Source organism: Corynebacterium sp. L4757 (assembly GCF_043673995.1).
Classification (GTDB): Bacteria; Actinomycetota; Actinomycetes; order Mycobacteriales; family Mycobacteriaceae; genus Corynebacterium.
Genome location: NZ_JBIMEN010000002.1, coordinates 37,217 through 56,551 on the forward strand (window position 1 = coordinate 37,217; position 19,335 = coordinate 56,551).

At 53.9% G+C, this 19,335-nt stretch carries 18 protein-coding genes; 12 read left to right on the forward strand and 6 right to left on the reverse strand.

All coding sequences use genetic code 11. The annotated features are described in order from the left end of the window. Positions 1-281: 281 nt before the first annotated feature. From ACG98I_RS02550 to ACG98I_RS02570, 5 genes are all read right to left on the reverse strand, one after another. Positions 282-1,448, reverse strand: a complete 1,167-nt coding sequence (locus tag ACG98I_RS02550; RefSeq protein ID WP_394718124.1) for an AAA family ATPase — start codon at positions 1,446-1,448, stop codon at positions 282-284. A gap of 43 nt (positions 1,449-1,491) precedes the next feature. Next, positions 1,492-3,195 carry a long-chain-fatty-acid--CoA ligase gene (locus tag ACG98I_RS02555; RefSeq protein WP_394718126.1) on the reverse strand — a complete coding sequence of 568 codons (1,704 nt, stop codon included), beginning with the start codon at positions 3,193-3,195 and terminating at the stop codon, positions 1,492-1,494. A gap of 187 nt (positions 3,196-3,382) precedes the next feature. Continuing rightward, positions 3,383-5,098 carry a long-chain-fatty-acid--CoA ligase gene (locus tag ACG98I_RS02560; RefSeq protein WP_394718127.1) on the reverse strand — a complete coding sequence of 572 codons (1,716 nt, stop codon included), beginning with the start codon at positions 5,096-5,098 and terminating at the stop codon, positions 3,383-3,385. Between the two features lie 315 nt (positions 5,099-5,413). Next, the gene (locus tag ACG98I_RS02565) at positions 5,414-7,126 is read right to left on the reverse strand and encodes a long-chain-fatty-acid--CoA ligase (protein WP_394718129.1); all 1,713 of its coding nucleotides are present in this window, start codon (positions 7,124-7,126) and stop codon (positions 5,414-5,416) included. Positions 7,127-7,406: 280 nt separating this feature from the next. Beyond that, a complete protein-coding gene (locus ACG98I_RS02570; protein ID WP_394718130.1) occupies positions 7,407-7,883 on the reverse strand; it encodes a YbaK/EbsC family protein in 477 nt (158 codons plus the stop codon). A 23-nt stretch (positions 7,884-7,906) separates the two neighbouring features. Between ACG98I_RS02570 and mshA the strand changes: the two genes are divergently transcribed. From mshA to ACG98I_RS02605, 7 genes are all read left to right on the forward strand, one after another. Then, positions 7,907-9,175, forward strand: coding sequence for a D-inositol-3-phosphate glycosyltransferase (mshA, locus tag ACG98I_RS02575; RefSeq protein WP_394718131.1), 1,269 nt, complete (start codon positions 7,907-7,909; stop codon positions 9,173-9,175). 51 nt (positions 9,176-9,226) lie between these two features. After that, complete coding sequence (locus tag ACG98I_RS02580; RefSeq protein WP_394718133.1) at positions 9,227-9,973, forward strand: phosphoglyceromutase; 747 nt, start codon at positions 9,227-9,229, stop codon at positions 9,971-9,973. 135 nt (positions 9,974-10,108) lie between these two features. After that, a complete protein-coding gene (locus ACG98I_RS02585; RefSeq protein WP_394718134.1) occupies positions 10,109-11,362 on the forward strand; it encodes a sensor histidine kinase in 1,254 nt (417 codons plus the stop codon). Continuing rightward, a complete protein-coding gene (locus tag ACG98I_RS02590) occupies positions 11,359-12,051 on the forward strand; it encodes a response regulator transcription factor (protein WP_394718136.1) in 693 nt (230 codons plus the stop codon). The genes ACG98I_RS02585 and ACG98I_RS02590 overlap by 4 nt, the downstream gene beginning before the upstream one ends. Positions 12,052-12,423: 372 nt before the next feature. Continuing rightward, positions 12,424-12,669 carry an AbrB/MazE/SpoVT family DNA-binding domain-containing protein gene (locus ACG98I_RS02595; RefSeq protein WP_394718138.1) on the forward strand — a complete coding sequence of 82 codons (246 nt, stop codon included), beginning with the start codon at positions 12,424-12,426 and terminating at the stop codon, positions 12,667-12,669. Continuing rightward, positions 12,669-13,598 (forward strand): ABC transporter ATP-binding protein, encoded by a 930-nt coding sequence (locus ACG98I_RS02600; protein WP_394718139.1) that lies wholly within the window; start codon positions 12,669-12,671, stop codon positions 13,596-13,598. The genes ACG98I_RS02595 and ACG98I_RS02600 overlap by 1 nt, the downstream gene beginning before the upstream one ends. Before the next feature lie 2 nt (positions 13,599-13,600). Then, entirely contained in the window at positions 13,601-14,353 is a 753-nt protein-coding gene (locus tag ACG98I_RS02605) for an ABC transporter permease (protein WP_394718141.1), read from the forward strand. A gap of 25 nt (positions 14,354-14,378) precedes the next feature. On the opposite strand, the gene ACG98I_RS02610 is transcribed toward ACG98I_RS02605, so the two are convergent. Continuing rightward, positions 14,379-15,311: a hypothetical protein gene (locus ACG98I_RS02610; RefSeq protein WP_394718143.1), complete on the reverse strand. Its 933-nt coding sequence runs from the start codon at positions 15,309-15,311 to the stop codon at positions 14,379-14,381. 34 nt (positions 15,312-15,345) lie between these two features. Between ACG98I_RS02610 and ACG98I_RS02615 the strand changes: the two genes are divergently transcribed. The 5 genes from ACG98I_RS02615 to ACG98I_RS02635 all read left to right on the forward strand — a co-directional run bounded on the left by ACG98I_RS02615 (position 15,346) and on the right by ACG98I_RS02635 (position 19,294). After that, a complete protein-coding gene (locus ACG98I_RS02615) occupies positions 15,346-16,275 on the forward strand; it encodes a hypothetical protein (RefSeq protein ID WP_394718145.1) in 930 nt (309 codons plus the stop codon). 4 nt (positions 16,276-16,279) lie between these two features. Next, positions 16,280-17,494, forward strand: a complete 1,215-nt coding sequence (locus ACG98I_RS02620; RefSeq protein WP_394718147.1) for a CPBP family intramembrane glutamate endopeptidase — start codon at positions 16,280-16,282, stop codon at positions 17,492-17,494. Between the two features lie 90 nt (positions 17,495-17,584). Next, entirely contained in the window at positions 17,585-18,382 is a 798-nt protein-coding gene (proC, locus tag ACG98I_RS02625; RefSeq protein WP_394718149.1) for a pyrroline-5-carboxylate reductase, read from the forward strand. 254 nt (positions 18,383-18,636) lie between these two features. Beyond that, positions 18,637-18,828: a helix-turn-helix domain-containing protein gene (locus tag ACG98I_RS02630; protein WP_006823560.1), complete on the forward strand. Its 192-nt coding sequence runs from the start codon at positions 18,637-18,639 to the stop codon at positions 18,826-18,828. A 364-nt stretch (positions 18,829-19,192) separates the two neighbouring features. Then, positions 19,193-19,294 carry a 30S ribosomal protein bS22 gene (locus tag ACG98I_RS02635; RefSeq protein ID WP_003855542.1) on the forward strand — a complete coding sequence of 34 codons (102 nt, stop codon included), beginning with the start codon at positions 19,193-19,195 and terminating at the stop codon, positions 19,292-19,294. Positions 19,295-19,335: the final 41 nt, after the last annotated feature.

Below are 19,335 nucleotides of genomic sequence, written 5' to 3' on the forward strand. Positions count from 1 at the left end.
TTTCTGGATCTTGTAACCGATCGTGGCCTGACCACGACAATCACTTCAAATCTAACGTGAAATTGACGTGTAAAAGGGCTGTTATTTAGCTGAAAATGCCTGCTTTCTGGCCATGATTTTGTCACCCGTGAGCGCACAAATTTGAGCAAAACGGCCAATGCCCGTTTTTAGTCTGGGTGGGAAATCCCAATATTTTACAAAAAGGGGTGGGTGGGTTTATTAGGTGCGCAATTTTTGCCGTGCATTCTGCAGCGAAACGTAGCGGGTAGAGCAAATATCAGTTACTGGACGTACCGTGTGCGTGGCTCAGCCAGCAGATGCTCTCCCATATACGGCTGGGTGAAGCGCACGTATCCGTGGGAGGACGGCTCAATAATTTCTTGTTTGATTAAGGCTGCACGGACGCGGCTAATGCCAGTGGTGGTTTTATCCAGCAGTCCGGCAATCTCACCGATAGATTGTTCCTTGCCGCCAAGGCGTGCCATCGAGCGTAAGAATTCACGCTGCAGATCGGTGATGTGACGTAGTGCTGGCCGGTGAACCTGCGAACCAAATGTATCGATGGCTTCTTTAAGAATCTCCTTGATGATGGGTTCGGTGACTTCGCTCTGATCGTTGTCCTTCGTTACTCGCCACGCGAGTGCGCCGATGAGCTGCACTAGGTAAGGAAACCCGAATGATGCCTCGGCGGCGCACCGGGCGGCAGCGGTTCCGAAATGGACACCGGAGCCATCGGCAGTAGAGGCCAGCAAGCTTAATGTGTCATCGGCAGTCAATGGGCCGAGCTCATATGCGCTGGCGCGACGCAGGAATGTGGTGCCGGGCAAATCCAATAAGTCACGCGTTCCCACAGTGAGTCCGGCGAAGGCGAGCGCCACGGGAAGTTCATCTTTGATGAGATTCTGGAAGGCCTGCGCCACTGCTGCTAGGTCTTCACTTGGTGCGTCTTGGACTTCATCGATGGCAATGAATACGCCGCTGCCACTGGTAAATTCCAGAAGCTGGCGGATACGAGTCTCCACCGTGGGGACTGGCTGTAGCTGCCCATACCGTGGGTCCAATTCGGTCTCCACCCGGCCAAGTCCTGCGATGCCGAGTGTCTTTAATCTAGTTTCTGCCTGAGGGTTAAGCCTTGAAATATGTGACGGAATGGCCGTATTGATGAGGTGATCGGCCATACCGGTGCCGCCGATAGCGCGGACAGAAATCCAGCCACGTTCTTCCGCGAGATCCTCGAGCTCCGTGAGCAACACGGTCTTTCCGATACCGCGGGTGCCGCTTATTAACATAGCCCGGTCAGGGTGGCCAACCGGGCTATCGAGTGCTTCAGCGAACCCATCAAGAATGACTTTTCGCCCAGCCCAAAAGCGCGGTGAAGCACCAAAGGTTGGACGAAAAGGATTTGGGGATTCTTGTGGAAGCTCAGGATTCTTCGAACGCGGGGACATATGTATAAGTTACATAAATACATAGCCCCGCGCTTTAGGTCATTTACTTCTCCAGCAGTTTGAGTAGATCTGCCTGGACCTCGCGGCGTCGAATCTTGCCCAGCTGGTCTTTGGCTAATTCCTCGAAGTGGTAGAAGGTACGCGGCACCTTGTAGCGGGTGAGGCGTTCGCGGGAAAAGTCCTTGAGGCCCTCTGGATCAAGCGCTGCACCATCGCGCAGGGTGACACAAGCGACGACGTCTTCGGAGCCATCGGAACGAGGGCGTCCCACCACAGCGACATCGGTGATGTCAGGGTGGGTACGTAAGATTTCTTCTACCTCAGCAGGGAAGACGTTGAATCCGCCGGTGATGATGATTTCCTTGATGCGGGCTACGAGACGGACAAAGCCATCTTTTTCCATGACGCCAACATCGCCGGTGCGGAACCAGTCGCCGTGGAAAGCCTCCTCGGTTTCTTCAGGCTTATTGAGGTAGCCGCTAAATACCTGTGGGCCGCGAACGAGCAGCTCACCTTCCTCACCATCAGGCATGGTTTCATTTAGATTATCTGGGTTGGCAATGCGTATTTCGGTATCGGGGAATGGCAGGCCGACATAACCCGGGCGAACCTTGCCGTTCATGGGATTGCCACAGATAACTGGGGAGGTCTCAGTCAGGCCGTAGCCTTCCACGAGCTTGCCGCCGGTCAGGGTTTCCCAGTCCTCAACAGTGGAAGCCGGCAGGGTAGACGCACCTGAGAAAGCATTATCAATGCCCGTGATTTCAATATTCTTCTCATTGGCTGCCGCGATGATTTTCTCATAAAGCGTTGGCACGCCTGGCGCGAAGGTGGGAGTGTGCTTCTTCAAAACATCAATAATCAGCGGAATCTGCGGCGCTGGCAGCAGAACCATCTCAGCGCCGACATAGACACCCAGTGTTGCGACCATCGTCAATCCATAGACGTGGAACATCGGCAAGGTAGCGAGAAAACGTTGTTGCTTATCGCGTAAGCCCGGCACCCAGGCATCACCCATGACAACCATCGAGGCCATGTTTCCGTGGCTGAGCATTGCGCCCTTCGGTTGCCCGGTCGTGCCGGAGGTGTACAGCACCAATGCGGTGTCATCTTGGGTGACCTCAGGAAACTCGGTGTCTTTGCCGGAGCCACCAATGGCGTGGGAACACAGGGTGGACCAAGGAACGGTATTTGGTGCCTCACCTGTCAGGGCCTCACGCTTCGAAGTGATTGGTGGAACCGGGATGCGCAGCAATAGCTGCATGCGGCGTGGCATTGCTTCAGTCATATTGACGGAGACAATCGTTTCAAGCTCGGTTGTTCCGCGCAGCTTTTCCAAGGTGGGAGCAGCTTTGTCCCAGACAATTGCCACGCGTGCGCCGTGGTCTTTGAATAGTCCTTCCAACTCATGCGCGGTGTAGAGCGGGTTGTGTTCAACCACGGTCGCGCCAAGCTTGAGTACTGCGTAGAAAGCAGCAATGTGCTGTGGGCAGTTAGGAAGAACCAACGCCACGCGGTCGCCAGGGCGAATGCCAAAGGCTTTAAGACCCGCTGCGGCAGCGCGAACCTGCTGGTCCAAGTCATTATAAGTCTGGGTGCGTCCGAAGAAATAGGTCGCGGACTTATTGCCGTTCTTCTCTAGATTGTTGTTGTAGAAATCAACCAGCGTGTCATCGCCGTAGTCCAGATGAGGCTCGGTCCACTCGGCGTAATTGTGGATCCATGCTTTGGTTTGAAATGCCGACATAAGACGTCCTCCCAGGGATAGTTTATCGATGGTGCATCTGCAAGGGTCAGCGTGACAAGCTTAAAGGGGGCCAACCTGCAAAGTGGCAAAGAAGTGTAGTTCTCCTTTGCAAGCTTAGTGCACCAAGACTTATCGCTTGGGAGGACGAGTCGATTACGTCATGGGGAGGTAGCGGGTTTTATATTCGCTACTTTTTGTCTTCCAACATCTGGAGAAGATCTGCTTGGACCTCACGGCGACGAATCTTGCCTAGTTGGTCTTTGGCCAATTCATCGAAGTGGTAGAAAGTGCGTGGCACTTTGTAGCGGGTTAGCCGCTCGCGGGAGAACTCCTTGAGTCCTTCTGGATCCAGGGCGGCACCGTCGCGCAGGGTGACACAGGCGACTACATCTTCGGATCCGTCATCACGTGGGCGTCCAACTACGGCAATGCCTTCGATATCTGGATGCGCTGAGATCGCTTCCTCGACCTCAGCAGGGTAGACATTAAATCCGCCGGTGATGATGATTTCCTTGAGGCGGGCTACGAGACGGACAAAGCCATCTTCTTCCATAACGCCTGCGTCACCAGTACGGAACCAATCACCGTGAAAGGTCGCTTCGGTAGCTTCTGGATTATTGAGATAGCCCTTGAATACCTGTGGGCCGCGGACTAGCAGTTCACCTTCCTCGCCATCAGGCATAGTTTCATCGAGGTTTTCTGGGTTGGCAATACGGACCTCGGTATCTGGAAACGGTAGGCCGACATAGCCCGGACGGTGGTTGCCGTCCATCGGGTTGCCACAAATAACCGGGGACGTTTCCGTCAGTCCATAACCTTCCACCAGATTGCCTCCAGAGAATGCTTCCCAACGGGCAACAGTGCGTACTGGCAGGGTTGCAGCACCGGAGAAAGAGTTGGCAATCGGGTGCGCTGACTTATCCATTCCCTTTTCTTCGGCTGCGGTCAAAATCTTCTCGTACAAAGTCGGTACACCAGGTGCCCAGGTAGGGGTGTGCTTCTTAATAACATCCATCACCAATGGGATTTGCGGTGCCGGAAGCAAGATGAGTTCGGCACCAACGAAGATCGCCAAGGCTGCTTCAATGGTCAGGCCATAAACATGGAAGAAAGGCAGTGCTGCTAAGAAACGTTCGGGTTTCTCACCAAGACCCGGAACCCATGCCTTGCCCATATGGCAGATGCTGATGATATTGCGATGGGTGATCATCGCGCCTTTAGGGGCACCGGTGGTACCGGACGTATACAAAATGATCGCCGTGTCGTCGGGGTCAATCTCTGCTGAGACAAGGTCCTTGCCATTGCCACCAATGGCTTGTGAAATGAGCGTTGACCAGGGCACAGTATTTGGCGCTTCACCCGTTAACGCGGCGCGCTTAGTGGTAATTGGAGGAATAGGAATGCTCAGCAGCAATTGCATGCGGCGTGGCATGGCCTCCGTCATGTTGACGGAGACGATAGTTTCTAAATCCGTGGTGCCGCGCAGCTTTTCCAAAGTAGACGCAGCTTTATCCCAAACAATTGCTACGCGTGCGCCGTGATCTTTAAACAGACCCTCTAACTCATGCGCGGTATAAAGCGGATTGTGTTCCACCACAATCGCGCCAAGCTTTTGAATAGCAAAGAATGCTGCCAGGTGCTGAGGGCAATTAGGTAATACTAGTGCCACATGGTCACCAGGGCGGATGCCAAAAGCCTTCAAACCAGCAGCAGCCGCACGAACATGTTGATCTAGCTCTTTAAAAGTTTGGCTGCGTCCGAAGAAATAGGTCGCAGGCCTGTCAGCATTATTTTCAAGGTTGGTGTCATAGATGGATGCCAGGGTGTCATCTGTGTACTCGAGTTCGGCCTTGGTCCATGGGGCATATTGCTTAATCCAGGCCTTGGTTTCAAATGCGGACATGCGGGTCCTTCCAAATGTTCGGGCTTGCGGTAAAGCGATGAGTTTCTTTAATAACTCTGCAAATGCCAATCCGCTGAAACGGACAATGTGTTTCCAGAGCTAACTATTTCGCCCCTTATAGTACATGTAAAACATGATGGAAACCTCATATTTGAGCGGTTTGTCGCAGGAAAGCTGCTTTACCTCACCCCATGTAGAACCCCCGGCGCAAAAGAAAACCCACATTGAGGACTAGTCACCATGTGTGAATTGCTGAATCCTTGGTGATCAATAAGCCCGCAATGTGGGTCAATCTTTATGTAATTTTTTCGCCGCTTACTGTTGCTTCTCCAAGCGCTCAATGAGGTCGGTTTGGACTTCGCGGCGGCGAATCTTGCCCAGCTGGTCCTTGGCTAATTCTTCAAAGTGGTAGAAGGTGCGCGGTACTTTGTAGCGGGTCAGGCGTTCACGAGCGAATTCTTTCAGGCCCTCGGGATCTAGGGCAGAGCCATCGTTTAGCGTCAAGCATGCGACAACATCTTCAGAGCCATCCTCGCGTGGGCGGCCAACAACGGCAGCTTCCTCAACATCCGGGTGGGACATCAAAACTTCTTCAACTTCGCCGGGGTAGACGTTGAACCCACCGGTGATGATGACTTCCTTCAAACGGGCAACCAGACGGATGAAGCCATCTTCTTCCATTACGCCTAAATCGCCAGTACGGAACCAGCCATCATGGAAAGCCTGCTCAGTGGCCTCCGGGTTATTGAGGTAGCCTTTGAATACCTGTGGGCCGCGGGCGATGATTTCGCCTTCTTCGCCATCCGGCAAGACTTCATCTGGATTCTCCGGATTAACAATGCGGATTTCGGTGTCAGGGAATGGAATACCCACATATCCAGGACGGCGATCATCAGTCATTGGATTGCCGATGAGAATAGGGGAGCACTCCGTGAGGCCAAATCCTTCGACCAGGCGCCCCTGGGTGAGTTCTTCCCAGGATTCAACAGTTGCGGCGGGCAGTGATGCCGCGCCAGAGAAGGAGCTGCGGATGCCCTTGATGGCAATGCCTTTTTCTTTTGCTGCCTCCACGATTTTTCCGTAGAGGGTGGGTACGCCCGGAATCCATGTCGGTGGATTTTTCTTCATGATGTCCATGATGAGTGGAATCTGTGGTGATGGCAGGAGAACAAGCTCACCACCAATAAATTGTGACAACGTCAGGTTCATGGTCAGGCCATATGCGTGGAAGAACGGCAGTGCCGCCAGCATGCGCTCATCTTGGTCGCCCAGCTCTGGAACCCACGCCTTACCTTGGGCTAGATTGGCGAAGAGAGAACCATGGGTTAGCTCAGCGCCCTTTGGCTGACCAGTGGTGCCGGAGGTGTACATCACCACGGCGGTGGTGTCACGATCAACGGTGGGTTCAGATTCGATATCGCTGCCATCGCCACCAATGGCATTGCCAATCAACGTATCCCATGGCACAGAATTACGTGCTTCGCCAGTGAGCTGGGCGCGCTTAGCTTTCAAGGGTGGGATGGGAATGCGCAGCGCGATTTGCTGCAAAGTTGGCATCGCATCAATCATGTTGACGGAAATAACCGTTTCCAAATTGGTGGTGCCGCGGAGCTTCTCTAGCGTTGGTGCAGCCTTGTCCCAGGCAATAGCGATACGAGCGCCGTGGTCCTTAAAAAGCTTTTCCAACTCTGGCGCGGTATAAAGCGGGTTGTGTTCCACAACCGATGCGCCGAGCTTGAGCACTGCATAAAAGGCGGCAACATGCTGCGGGCAATTAGGAAGCACCATGGCAACACGGTCGCCGGGGCGTACACCAAAGGCGCGTAGGCCAGCCGCAGCACGGCGTACCTGGCGGTCAAGATCGGCATAAGATTGGCCGCGGCCGAAGAAGCTTAACGCAGTCTTGTGTCCATTGATGGCCAAGTTATTGTCATAAACATCCAATAGGGTGGTGTCGCCATAATCGAGCGAATGTGGCGTCCACTCCGGGTAGTACTGGAGCCAAGCTTTAGTGTCGTTTGCAGACATTGAATCCTTCTAGGTCGTCGTTGATTCGCCCCTGGCTCTTTGAAAGACATTGAATCTCAGCAGGCCGGGAGGCGAATGAATGTCGATGGTTAATTAGGTATTTGTTGACAACCAGTGTAGCGCCATAAACCTGAGGGATCCCTCAGCACCGAAAGTAAATTGCATCACCAGAGAAACAATAAGTCGAATGAATCAAATTTCGAGACTCCGGTATCGGCCCATGTATCTCGAGCGCCGTGTATCTCGGGGCTGTCTGCGGAAGTACTTAGTTAAAGATTAGCTATTCGTCGGTTGGCGTAGCTGGGCGATGATTGAAAATATCACGTGCATCAATGTCGATGAGCTGGAGTAATTCATCGTGGGCAATACGGTACTTTTTGCCCAACTTACCGCCACCAATGATGTAGGAATCCTCGTTGAGCACAGATGAGTCAGTGACAATCTGCAGGTCATCCGGAGCGCCAACAGGACCGATGCTATCGCGTTCCATATGAGTAAGCGCGAGGGCATCTTCCATGGGCATAAAGGAGGTCTTGCCACCAAGTGCTTGTTTCATGCCTTTATTATCCAAAGCGTGGGTGGCCGGAACCAGCACCAGATAGGGCGTACGTTCGCCATTGCTCTTGACGGTGACCACGATGGAATTAATGCTTTGGCTGGGTAAGACGTTATATCGCGTCATGAAGGATGCAGTGTCAGAGACCTCCTTATCAACGTTAATGACTTCTAGGATCTTGTCTTCAGATGTGTGGCTCATGGTGAAAGTCTAAGATATTGCATATGAGAGTCGCCATGATTTCAATGCATACCTCGCCCATCGCGCAACCCGGTTCCGGTGATGCGGGCGGAATGAATGTGTACGTGTTGTCCATCGCGACGCAGCTGGCGCGTAAGGGCGTGGACGTGGATATTTTCACCCGAGCGACCAGACCGAGTCAGGGTGAAGTAGTAGAAATTGAACCGCACCTGCGCGTGATTAATATCGTCGCTGGACCCTATGAAGGATTGAGCAAGGAAGAACTACCCACGCAGCTTGCAGCATTTTCTGGCGGCATGGTGCAGTTTATTAAGTGCAATGGACTGCACTATGACCTGATTCATTCGCATTATTGGCTATCCGGACAGGTGGGTTGGCTACTACGGGATTTGTGGGGAATCCCCTTGGTGCATACCGCGCACACCTTAGCGGCGGTGAAGAATGCGTACCGTGCGGCGGATGATTCTCCTGAAACAGAGGCACGCCGCATTTGTGAGCAGCAGCTTTCTGATAACGCAGACATCTTGGTGGTCAATACCGAAGATGAAAAACAAGAGCTCATTGCGCATTATGATGCCGAGGAATGCCATATTTCGGTGATCACTCCGGGCGCCGATACGGAGCTCTTTACACCTGGTACCGATCGCAATACGGAGCGCAGCCGCCGTGAGCTGGGTATCCCACTGCACACCAAAGTCGTGGCTTTCGTGGGGCGCTTGCAGAAATTCAAAGGCCCGGAGGTACTAATTCGGGCAACGGCTGAGCTCTTTCAGCGCGACCCACACCGCAATCTGCGCGTGGTTATTTGTGGCGGCGCATCCGGAACACAGTCGAATGTGCAAAGCTATCACGAGCTAGCGCGTGAGCTGGGGGTTGCGCACCGGATTCGTTTCATTGATGCGCGTCCACCGCAGGATTTGGTCGCTGTGTACCAGGCCGCCGATATTGTTGCGGTACCCAGCTACAACGAGTCTTTCGGTCTGGTTGCCATGGAGGCACAAGCCACGGGAACCCCAGTGGTTGCGGCCCGCGTTGGCGGTTTGCCCATCGCCGTTGATCATGAAGTCACGGGTTTGCTGGTCGATGGCCACGATTCCACCCAGTGGGCGGATGCCTTGGCGGAGTTATTGGATGATGATGACAGGCGTATTGCCATGGGCGAAGCAGCAGTCGGGCATGCGGCGAAATTCAGCTGGGCGGCATCAGCGAAGGACTTGCTGCAGGTCTATGACGAGGCATTGAAGGTGGATTTATCTGAGTGCCACGGCCCGCGTCAGGCTGCCGGTATCTAAATCACATTTTTTAATGCGCGAGCGCGTAATTTTCGTGGCATGCTTGAAGGCATGACTAATGGAAAGCTAATTCTTTTACGCCATGGCCAGTCCAAGTGGAATGAATCCAACCAGTTCACCGGCTGGGTGGATGTTGACTTGACTGAAAAGGGCGAGGCTGAGGCAAAGCGCGGCGGCGAGTTGTTGGTAGAAAACAACATCTTGCCTTCCGTTGTTTACACCTCGTTGCTGCGTCGTGCGATCCGCACCGCAAATATTTCCCTGAACGCAGCGGACCGCCATTGGATCCCGGTCATCCGTGACTGGCGCCTGAATGAGCGCCACTATGGTGCGCTGCAGGGCCTGAACAAGGCTGAGACCAAGGATAAGTACGGCGATGAGCAATTCATGGAGTGGCGCCGTTCTTATGGCACCCCACCGCCAGAGCTTGCCGATGACGCTGAGTACTCTCAGGCAAATGATGTCCGTTACGCAAACCTGGATACGGTCCCACGCACCGAGTGCCTGAAGGATGTTGTTGAGCGTTTCATTCCTTACTTCAAGGAAGAAATCCTGCCTCGTGCCCAGCGCGGTGAGACTGTTCTTATTGCTGCGCACGGAAACTCCCTGCGTGCGCTGGTCAAGCATCTGGACAGTATCTCTGATGATGATATTGCTGGCCTGAATATCCCAACGGGTATTCCACTGGTCTATGAGCTGAATGAATCCGGTGAGGTTGTTAACCCAGGCGGCACCTACCTGGATCCAGAAGCAGCAGCTGCTGGTGCCGCTGCTGTAGCTGCCCAGGGCGGCAAGTAAGAATTCTCTAGCGCTGGTCTGATCTTCTCACCGGCACTATAGTCATGACCCCAGAGCACTATGCACGATTGCTCTGGGGTGATTGCATGCATGAATCATTATTTAGAATTTCGAAGAATCAGGACTGGTAAATAAGTGGCCACGGTTATTGCCTTCATCGCAGGCATTATTGTCTGCATCATTGCAATGCCTGCGTACCGCTTTATCCACCGCCGGTTGTTGAGCTCGCGGCGCTCCAGTTCGATCGAAGCCAACCAGGTCACCACGGTGAGCCAGGTTCTTCACTTAGCGGTTCAGGGCGCGCCCACCGGTGTGACGGTGGTGGATAAAGACGGTGATGTCATCTTGTCTAATCCAGCAGCGCATGAGATGACACTGGTGCATGACCGCTCTATTAATCAAGAGCTGTGGCAGGTGGCAGAGGAAGTCTTCGAAGATAAAGAAGAACGCACCATCGATCATCCGATTTCCACGCGCCGCACCGGTAATCGCGTGCTGCAGATTCGGGCGTTGGTGAAACCTCTGACGCTGATCGATGACCGCTTTGTCATCATCTTTGCTACTGACCAGTCCGAATCAGTGCGCATGGAAGCTGCACGTCGTGACTTCGTGGCTAACGTCTCGCATGAGCTGAAAACCCCGGTTGGTGGCATTGCCCTGCTGGCAGAGGCGCTGCTTGATGACCCTCAGGACTCTGAGCATGTTGAATACTTCGGTACCCGCGTGCAAAAAGAGGCCTACCGCATGGCTGGTATGGTTAATGAGCTCATTGCGCTTTCCAAGCTGCAGGGTGCAGAGGCGCTTCCTGAGCTAGAGCCGGTATCCGTGGACTCGATTGTCAATGAGGCGATTGTTCGTAATCAGCTTTCTGCAGAATCCCATGGAATCCAGATTACCCGCGGTTTGAGCGTTGATGCTCAGGTGGAAGGCGATAAGTCACTCCTTGTCACCGCGGTTTCTAATCTGATTTCCAACGCGGTGCACTATTCACCGGAATCGATGCCAGTGTCGATTTCGCAAAAGCGCGTGAGTGACGACATCGTGGCCATCCGAGTAACTGACCGCGGTATTGGTATCTCACCGGATGACCAAAATAGGGTATTTGAGCGCTTTTTCCGCGTTGATAAAGCCCGATCGCGTCAGACAGGTGGAACTGGCCTAGGATTAGCGATAGTAAAGCATGTTGTTGCTAACCACGGCGGAAACATTAAATTGTGGTCCCGCTTGGGTACTGGATCAACTTTTACAATTGAACTTCCGATTTATCACGAGCCACTGCCGGAAAAAATTCCGGTGGCAGAGGATAATGAAACTGAAAAGTCTCCACGGCCAGATCTGCAATCCGCGGTCGCCCGGGCTACTTCACGTCGAAAGGATAAAACGTCATGACGACCATTCTCATCGTTGAGGATGAAGAATCGCTGGCGGATCCGCTGGCATTCCTTCTGCGTAAAGAGGGCTTTGACCCTATCGTCGCGCACGACGGCAAGACTGCACTCGAAGAGTTTGCGCGTCATGAGGTCGACATCGTCCTGCTCGACTTGATGTTGCCAGGTATGTCCGGCACTGATGTGTGCAAGCAGCTGCGCGCTACATCCTCAGTCCCGGTCATCATGGTCACAGCGCGTGACTCAGAGATCGACAAAGTCGTGGGCCTCGAGCTGGGTGCGGATGACTATGTCACCAAGCCTTATTCTTCCCGTGAACTAATCGCACGCATTCGTGCGGTACTGCGCCGCGGTGGCGAAGCGGTCGAAGAAGTCGAAGAGTTTGAGGACCAAATTCTCGAAGGCGGTCGCGTACGCATGGACGTGGAACGCCACACAGTGTCCGTCGATGGGGAACCCGTCTCCATGCCGCTGAAGGAATTCGATCTGCTCGAGTACCTGCTGCGAAACGCAGGCCGGGTGCTGACTCGCGGTCAGCTCATTGACCGCATCTGGGGCGCTGACTACGTCGGCGATACTAAGACCCTCGATGTTCACGTCAAGCGCCTGCGCTCCAAGATTGAATCTGAGCCTTCTCGCCCGCAGCACTTGGTCACCGTGCGCGGACTGGGTTATAAGTTCGATATCTAGATCGAGACCTAAAGATGAATCCGCTCATTCCTTCCGCGCTGGACGGCTTCGTCATGGCAGCCGGCGTTCTATCGGTTGTACTGGCGATTTGGGCCATAGCCGAACTGCTCCGGGAAAAGGAGGTTTGGACGCGGGTGCTGTTGAGGCTCGTAGTTATTATCTTTGTTCCGTTTCTCGGTGCGTTGGTATCGCTGTATTTTTCTCGGCAAGCTCGTCGGACCGAGTGCTAAGCACATGGCGAAGGCTGGTTGGTAGAAATTTCTACCAACCAACCTTCGTAGCTTTCGTGGCGGCCAATCACAAAATTCAGGGAAGGCCTTACCCTTCAGGTTATACAAGTTATACTTGTAGCAATTTGTAGAAAGGGTTGTTATGGATGATTTGCAAGGGCCTCCCCCTGGAAAATTTGCAGCAACAGTAAAAGTAGGACCAAAAGGACAAGTGGTCATCCCCAAAGGGGCGCGTGACCTTTTTGACATCAAACCAGGTGACACACTTCTTTTGCTGGCTGACGCCGATCAGGGGATTGCCATCATGCGTCAAGAAGCTTTGGATGAAATCGTGGCGCAAGCAATGCCGCACCAGCGTCCGCCAAACCTAGGACCAGGTGACCAATAATGAAAGAAGTCGTAGCCTGCACAAAAGTCAGTCGAAGTTTTGAGGGCTTTCCGGCGCTCGAAAATGTCTCATTTTCTGTCCAGAAAGGTGAGATTTTCGGCATCGTCGGACCCAACGGAGCAGGAAAGACAACTCTTCTAAACTGTCTAGAAGGATTGGATGAACCCAGTTATGGACAGATTGAAGTCCTCGGTCTTAACCCGACGAAGGACCAGAACGAGTTATCTCACAGAGTTGGGGTCCAGCTTCAGCATGCTTCATTGCCTCCACGACTGAAAGTTTCTGAAGCGCTGGAGTTGTATTCGTCCTTGTATCCAGAGCCCCGACCTTGGATTGAGCTATTAGAACTCCTTGATATTGAAGATAAGGCTCAAAGCAGAATTGAAAGACTTTCAGGTGGTGAACGCCAACGCGTATTTATCGCGCTGGCCTTGCTTAATCGTCCCGAGATAGCTTTTCTGGATGAGCTGACCACTGCTCTCGACCCGCAGTCACGACGAAATATGTGGTCTTTAGTCGAGAAAGTGCGTGATGAGGGAACAACGGTGGTTCTCACCACTCATTACATGGAAGAAGCTGAGCGTTTGTGCGACCGAGTGGCGATTATTGACCATGGAAGCATTGTTGCGCTGGACAGCGTGTCCGGTCTCGTCGAATCTTATGCAGGCGATACTTCGGCGGTATTGATTCTTGATGAGAAGCCTTCGGATCAGCTGCAGCTGTGCGAGCTTCCCGGAGTGAGAGACGCTGAACTCGATGGACGCGAGTTGACGTTCCGAGGATCAACTTCGGGGTTGCAGCAGGTTTTCACGAAACTATCAGCACTAAATCTCACAGTTTCTAATATGACCTCATCGACGCCTGGTCTGGAAGACGTCTTCTTGGCTTTGACGGGTCGTCCCATCTCTTTGGAAGAACAAACACTATGACTATGAAAAAGTATCGAGGTTTAGTTCAAGCACTGTGGCGTTCCCAAAGGCGGGACCCGGTTGGTCTGTTCTTCTCTGTAGCCTTTGCTCCAGTGCTTGTTATTGCCCTAGGACTTATATTCGGAAATGAGCCCCGACCGGAATTTGGGGGACAAGGTTTCCTCGATGGGACGCTTCCTGCATTTGCATCAGTAGTGCTGGCAATGGTTGGTGTGCTGCAAGTGCCGATCGCACTACTTTCGCTACGTGATTCAGGCGCGCTTCAACGCTTAAGCCTTACTCCATTGTCGCGTTCAACCTTCATGTTGGCCAGTCAGACGGTGCACTTTATTGCGGGCATCGTCAGCATGATTGCAGCTCTAGCCATTGGCATCGTGGCATTCGGCGTGACGCTGCCAGAAAATTTCCTCGCTGTATTTGTCGTTTGCCTCGTCGGATTAGGTGCGTTTCTTGCCGTCGGCTGTGCGCTCGCGGCAATCTACCCATCAACTGCAGCGGCAACGGGAATCGGAAATGTACTGATGATCTTGCTCATGCTAACTTCGGGCGCATTTACACCAGTCGAGGTTATGCCCGAAGGGATTCAGCAGATTATCCAATACTCACCGGTCAGGTGGTTTGTTGATGGCGCTGAAAGGGCCTGGAATGGTGACTCCATTTCATCCTTAGCGATGCAGCTTTTGCTCCTCGTTGGCTTGCTCGTCGTAGCGGGAACAATCGGCCGAACTCGTTTCCGCTGGGAGCCTGCACGCTAAGGACATTTAAACTCGGGGAGTCTATCTACCAACCAGCTTTTTGGCTGGCTGGGTGCATCGGCAAGCTCATGCCCATGTCTTTGGCGGCATCTCGAAGCTTTGCGCGCTGTTCGCATTTAGCAGCGAGGATTTCGTAGGTCTCCTTGCCCAATAGTGCGGTGAGTTCTGAGATATGCGAGCGCCACATTGGCTCGGGGGAGTTGTGGCAGGCGGAATCCGTGGTGCAGTACCAATCGAAGTCTTCGCCGCCGTTGCCCCAACCGCGGCGGTCGTATTCGCCAATGGTGGTGCGCAGGATTTCTTGGCCATCGGTACGCTCTTCCCACTCTTCGTGGCGGCGAATCGGGAGCTGCCAACACACCTCAGGCTTAACGACGGTGAGGTCTAAATCCTCAGCTATTGCCCACTGGTGCAGGGCGCAACCGGCACCGGTTTCCCAGCCTGCCCGGTTGGCGAAGATGCACGCGCCGTTGACGACTGGCGTCTTCAATGCGGGCTCTGGCTCGCCATCATCGCCATCTAATTCATCCCACTCCAGCCACGGCTCAATCTGGAGTGGATCTTCCGCTTTCAAGAATTCGTCTACCCCCGCTGGGCGGTTTTGCCAATATTTCGCTGGCATTTGCGCAACGGCGTCATAGAGCTGATCACGGTCGGTTTCATCCGCCATGAAAGCGCCATGTCCGCAACAACCAACATCCGGGTTATTTGAATCAATACCAAAGCATCGCTCGGTGCCGAATTGGCAAGTGTAATGGGACTCTAACCAGGTTAAATCCACACTATAGACGTGGAATTCATCATCCGGGTCGGTAAACTCAAACCACTCCCTGGGAAAATCTGGTGCTAATTCGCGGCCTGCATTAATGGATGCGGCGGCCGGAGATGACGCGGGAAAACCAAGGTGAATGGTTTTCGACGACGGTTGATACTGCTGCAAAAAATCCGGGCGATTCACACTTACACACGGTAGACCTACTACGCTGTTGAGTGTGCGATTAGGTGTATTAGATGTCGGAAGCAATACTGTCCACCTCGTGGCAGTCAACGCCACTAATGGCGGTCGTCCGACCCCGATGAGTGACTGGAAGACTCCGTTGCGTCTTGTTGAGCAGCTGGACAAAGACGGCAACATTCACGCCAAAGGTGTGAAGAAGCTTGTCTCTGCCGTTGGCGAAGCAGCTGAGCTGGGCAACAAGCTGGACTGCGATGAGTTCATCGCGTTTGCTACTTCCGCTGTGCGCTCCGCGCCGAACTCTGATGAGGTCTTGGGCACCGTCGAGAAAGAAACCGGAGTCCGCTTGGAGGTGCTCAGCGGTGAGGAAGAAGCACAGCTGACCTTCTTGGCTGTGCGCCGTTGGTATGGCTGGTCCGCTGGCCGCATCACCAATATCGATATCGGCGGTGGCTCACTAGAGCTGTCCACCGGTTCGGACGAACACCCGGAGATGGCGTTCTCCCTCGACTTAGGCGCGGGCCGGTTGACCCATAACTGGTTTGATACTGACCCACCGGCAAAGAAGCATGTCCAAGCCCTGCGCGACTACATCGATGCTGAGCTAGAAGGCCCGGCTTCTCAGATGAGGAACCTAGGCCCTGTGCGCCTGGCTGTGGGTACCTCTAAGACGCTGCGCTCTTTGTCGCGTTTGACTGGTTCGGCGCCGTCATCGGCTGGTCCTTTCGTCCAGCGCACGTTGACGGCTGCTGGTTTGCGTCAGCTGATAAACTTTATTTCTCGAATGACAGCAGCAGACCGCGCTGATCTGGAGGGCGTAAGCTCAGATAGATCACATCAGATTGTTGCCGGTGCACTCGTCGCTGAAGCGTCAATGCGTGCTTTGGGCTTGGACAAGCTTGAGATTTGTCCATGGGCATTGCGAGAAGGCGTGATTTTGCAGCGGACTGACAAGGGACTGGATTAGGAACATGGCTGAGGATAAGCAATTAACAGTTGCTGAACTGCTGGCTCGCAACGCTAAAGAGCGTGAGGGCCGTAAGGACACCGGCAGTTCTGCATCAAGCGAGGACAGCAAAGAAACCCCACGCAGGCGCCGTCGTCGCAGCCTCGATGAGGGAGGCGTGTCCGTCGCCGAGCTCACGGGCTCAATCAAGCGTGTTGAGGCTGAGTCTCCGCGCTCGCGCCACTCGAGTTCTGCCGCGTCCCCAGCCCCTGCTCAAAAGAAATCCGACGCACCTACATCAACCGAGGCCAAGTCCGCCGCGGCAAAGCCAGAAGCGAAGACCGAAGCTAAGCCTGCTGCCAAGAAGCCAGAAGTAAAGAAGTCTGCTGCTAAACCGGCCGAGAAGAAGGCCGCTGACGAGAAGAAGTCTACTGAGAAGCCTGCCAAAAAGTCAGCTTCCAAGCCAGCTGATAAGCCCGCAGCAAAGGCCGAAACGAAGGCGGAGGCGTCTAAGGACGCGAAGAAGTCAGAGCCAAAGAAATCTGGCTCGGCGACAGCCGGTGCAGCGGCTGCTGGAGCTGCTACCGCTGGTGCTGCAGGAGCAGCGTCCGCTAAGCCTGCAGCTAAGTCTGGTGAGGCAAAGGCTGCTGATAGCAAGACTGCGGCAAAGCCTGCTGAGAAGAAGGCAGAATCCCCAGCGAATGATGACACGAGCGTCATCAAGAAGGTAGACGCTGATCAGGCTGATACTGCGAAGTCAGACGCTAAGCCTGCTGAGAAGAAGACCGCTGGAGCTAAGTCAGCATCGAAGCCGGAATCAAAGACCAAGGAAACCACGGTCATGCCGGTGCAGAAGGTCGCGGAGAAGCCAGGTGCAGCGAAAGAGTCCGATGCGACTGGTGAAATTCCAGTAGTCAAGGATTTTGCCGAGCTTGAAAAGCATTCTGATGATGAGGTCGCGGAGCCCGAGGCGGAGGATGACGGCAAGCTCAGCGCAGTGAACATTGTGGTGCTGGCGCTGGTGGGCATCATCATTGGTGCGGTTGTCTTTAAGGGCTTTGAGGTTCTTTGGGGCAGCTTCGACCGCATTATCGTCTCCATCCTGGCGCTCGTTGTTACTGGCGCGATGGTGGGCATCGTCCACGCATTACGCACAGCACGCGATGCGTTTTCGATGACGTTGGCGGGCGTGGTCGGTTTGATTCTGACGTTCGGCCCACTGCTGATTATTCTGCTTTAAACCCCATTCGCCCTTGATGCGACGACATTGAGGCCGGCTACTACCGAAAGGTGGTGGCCGGCTTTCTTAATGTCTGGCAACCTGGATGGTATGACTAAAATTGCAATTATTGGCGGCGGCCAGATCGGCGAAGCACTCGCCGGTGGTCTCACCGCGTCCGGTTTTAACCCTTCAGACATCGTTGTCACCAACCGCAGGCCCGAACGCCGCAAGGAGTTCGAGCAGACCTACAAGGTATCCACCAACGATGACAACCACGCTGCCGTGGACGGTGCCGATGTGGTCTTTGTCTGCGTGAAGCCATATGCAATCGTGGACATGTTCAAGGAAATCAATGATTCTTTGAAGGAAGGCGCCGTGGTGGTTTCCATGGCGGCAGCCATCAACCTGGACAAGCTCGAGGGTGCAGTGGGCGAAGACGTGCCAGTCGTGCGTTCTTTGCCTAATACGCCAATGCTGGTCCGAAATGGCATGAACATTGTCGTCCCAGGTAAAAACGTCACAGAAGAGCAGCTGGACACCGTCAAGGAGCTGCTGTCCACCGTGGGCGAGGTTCTGCAGATCACAGAAGACAAGATGGACGTCGCTGCTGCCTTGGCTGGTTCCGGCCCGGCCTACTACTTCCTGGTGACCGAAGCGCTCATTGATGCCGGCGTGAACCTGGGACTGACCCGTGAGCAAGCAGAAGAATTGGCCAATACCACCGCCGCAGGCGCTGGCCAGATGCTCGTGGAATCAGATAAGAATGCGGGCCAGCTGCGCTACGGTGTTTCCTCACCAGGTGGCACTACCGTTGCGGCGCTGCGAGAATTGGAAGAATCCGGCATTCGTGGTGCATTCTTCCGCGCTATTGAACAATGCGTGGAACGCACTCGCTCGATGAGCTAGCAATCGGCGCCCTTATTCCGCAGATGACACAAATGTGACAAATCTGACTCCAGTTTCCTCTGGTTCCAAAGTTCCGCAGGGTAAATAACGTGCTTGTGATACTTACGGGGGTAAATGAGTTAGTTGTGACAGGAAATTTTTACACTTGAGTCGCATTAGTCACATGTTTCACGCTAGGCTAGTCCCAGCACGAACGTGATCATCCTGTGGGAGGGGAAGCCTACAGCGCGTTTCGGGCTGAAAGGTATTGAATTATGGCAAATGAAGATAAGGGAACCTTTCTAACAGTCGCAGAGGTCGCAGACATCATGCGCGTCTCGAAGATGACTGTTTACCGATTGGTTCACGCAGGCGATCTGCCAGCTGTTCGCGTGGGACGTTCTTTCCGCGTGAATGACAAGGCAGTTCAGGATTACCTGAATAACTCGGTCTACGACGTCGGATAATCCTCCGCATGCGTTTTAATCGCAGCGCCCTCCTCTTTATGTCTCACGGTAAAACGTGGACAGAAGGTGGAGGGCGCTGCTTTGCGTCGAAGCGGGCGCGAAGCCCCGTGGAGCCCCGTGGAGCAAGGGCGATAGGGGGAGGCCTTGCTTGTTGATTGAGGGGGTTAATCATGGGCGGTTTGGTGAGCTGGTACTACGAGAAGTAGAATGATAGCCATTCGTGTCAGCGACTGTGCGCGGTTGCGCGTGTGTGGCAGCGCCTTTCGCGCGCAACACTGGCTGCGGCCTGCTAAAGAGTGCACCTTAAGTGGGCAATGGAGCTGACAGGTTTAGTACGTACTAAAACTTTGAAAGGAAACCTACTATGGGTTCAGTTATTAAGAAGCGCCGTAAGCGCATGTCCAAGAAGAAGCACCGCAAGATGCTGCGCCGCACCCGTGTGCAGCGTCGTAAGCTGGGCAAGTAAAGCTTCTTTAAACAAGGCTCTGAGATTTCACTTCAGTGAAC

Coding starts and splice junctions, on each gene's coding strand:
- ACG98I_RS02560 (WP_394718127.1), bottom strand. CDS start 5,098: ATGTCCGCATTTGAAACCAAGGCCTGGATTAAGCAATATGCCCCATGG.
- ACG98I_RS02635 (WP_003855542.1), top strand. CDS start 19,193: ATGGGTTCAGTTATTAAGAAGCGCCGTAAGCGCATGTCCAAGAAGAAG.
- ACG98I_RS02580 (WP_394718133.1), top strand. CDS start 9,227: ATGACTAATGGAAAGCTAATTCTTTTACGCCATGGCCAGTCCAAGTGG.
- ACG98I_RS02555 (WP_394718126.1), bottom strand. CDS start 3,195: ATGTCGGCATTTCAAACCAAAGCATGGATCCACAATTACGCCGAGTGG.
- ACG98I_RS02590 (WP_394718136.1), top strand. CDS start 11,359: ATGACGACCATTCTCATCGTTGAGGATGAAGAATCGCTGGCGGATCCG.
- ACG98I_RS02600 (WP_394718139.1), top strand. CDS start 12,669: ATGAAAGAAGTCGTAGCCTGCACAAAAGTCAGTCGAAGTTTTGAGGGC.
- proC (WP_394718149.1), top strand. CDS start 17,585: ATGACTAAAATTGCAATTATTGGCGGCGGCCAGATCGGCGAAGCACTC.
- ACG98I_RS02595 (WP_394718138.1), top strand. CDS start 12,424: ATGGATGATTTGCAAGGGCCTCCCCCTGGAAAATTTGCAGCAACAGTA.
- ACG98I_RS02620 (WP_394718147.1), top strand. CDS start 16,280: ATGGCTGAGGATAAGCAATTAACAGTTGCTGAACTGCTGGCTCGCAAC.
- ACG98I_RS02570 (WP_394718130.1), bottom strand. CDS start 7,883: ATGAGCCACACATCTGAAGACAAGATCCTAGAAGTCATTAACGTTGAT.
- ACG98I_RS02630 (WP_006823560.1), top strand. CDS start 18,637: ATGGCAAATGAAGATAAGGGAACCTTTCTAACAGTCGCAGAGGTCGCA.
- ACG98I_RS02550 (WP_394718124.1), bottom strand. CDS start 1,448: ATGTCCCCGCGTTCGAAGAATCCTGAGCTTCCACAAGAATCCCCAAAT.
- mshA (WP_394718131.1), top strand. CDS start 7,907: ATGAGAGTCGCCATGATTTCAATGCATACCTCGCCCATCGCGCAACCC.
- ACG98I_RS02565 (WP_394718129.1), bottom strand. CDS start 7,126: ATGTCTGCAAACGACACTAAAGCTTGGCTCCAGTACTACCCGGAGTGG.
- ACG98I_RS02605 (WP_394718141.1), top strand. CDS start 13,601: ATGAAAAAGTATCGAGGTTTAGTTCAAGCACTGTGGCGTTCCCAAAGG.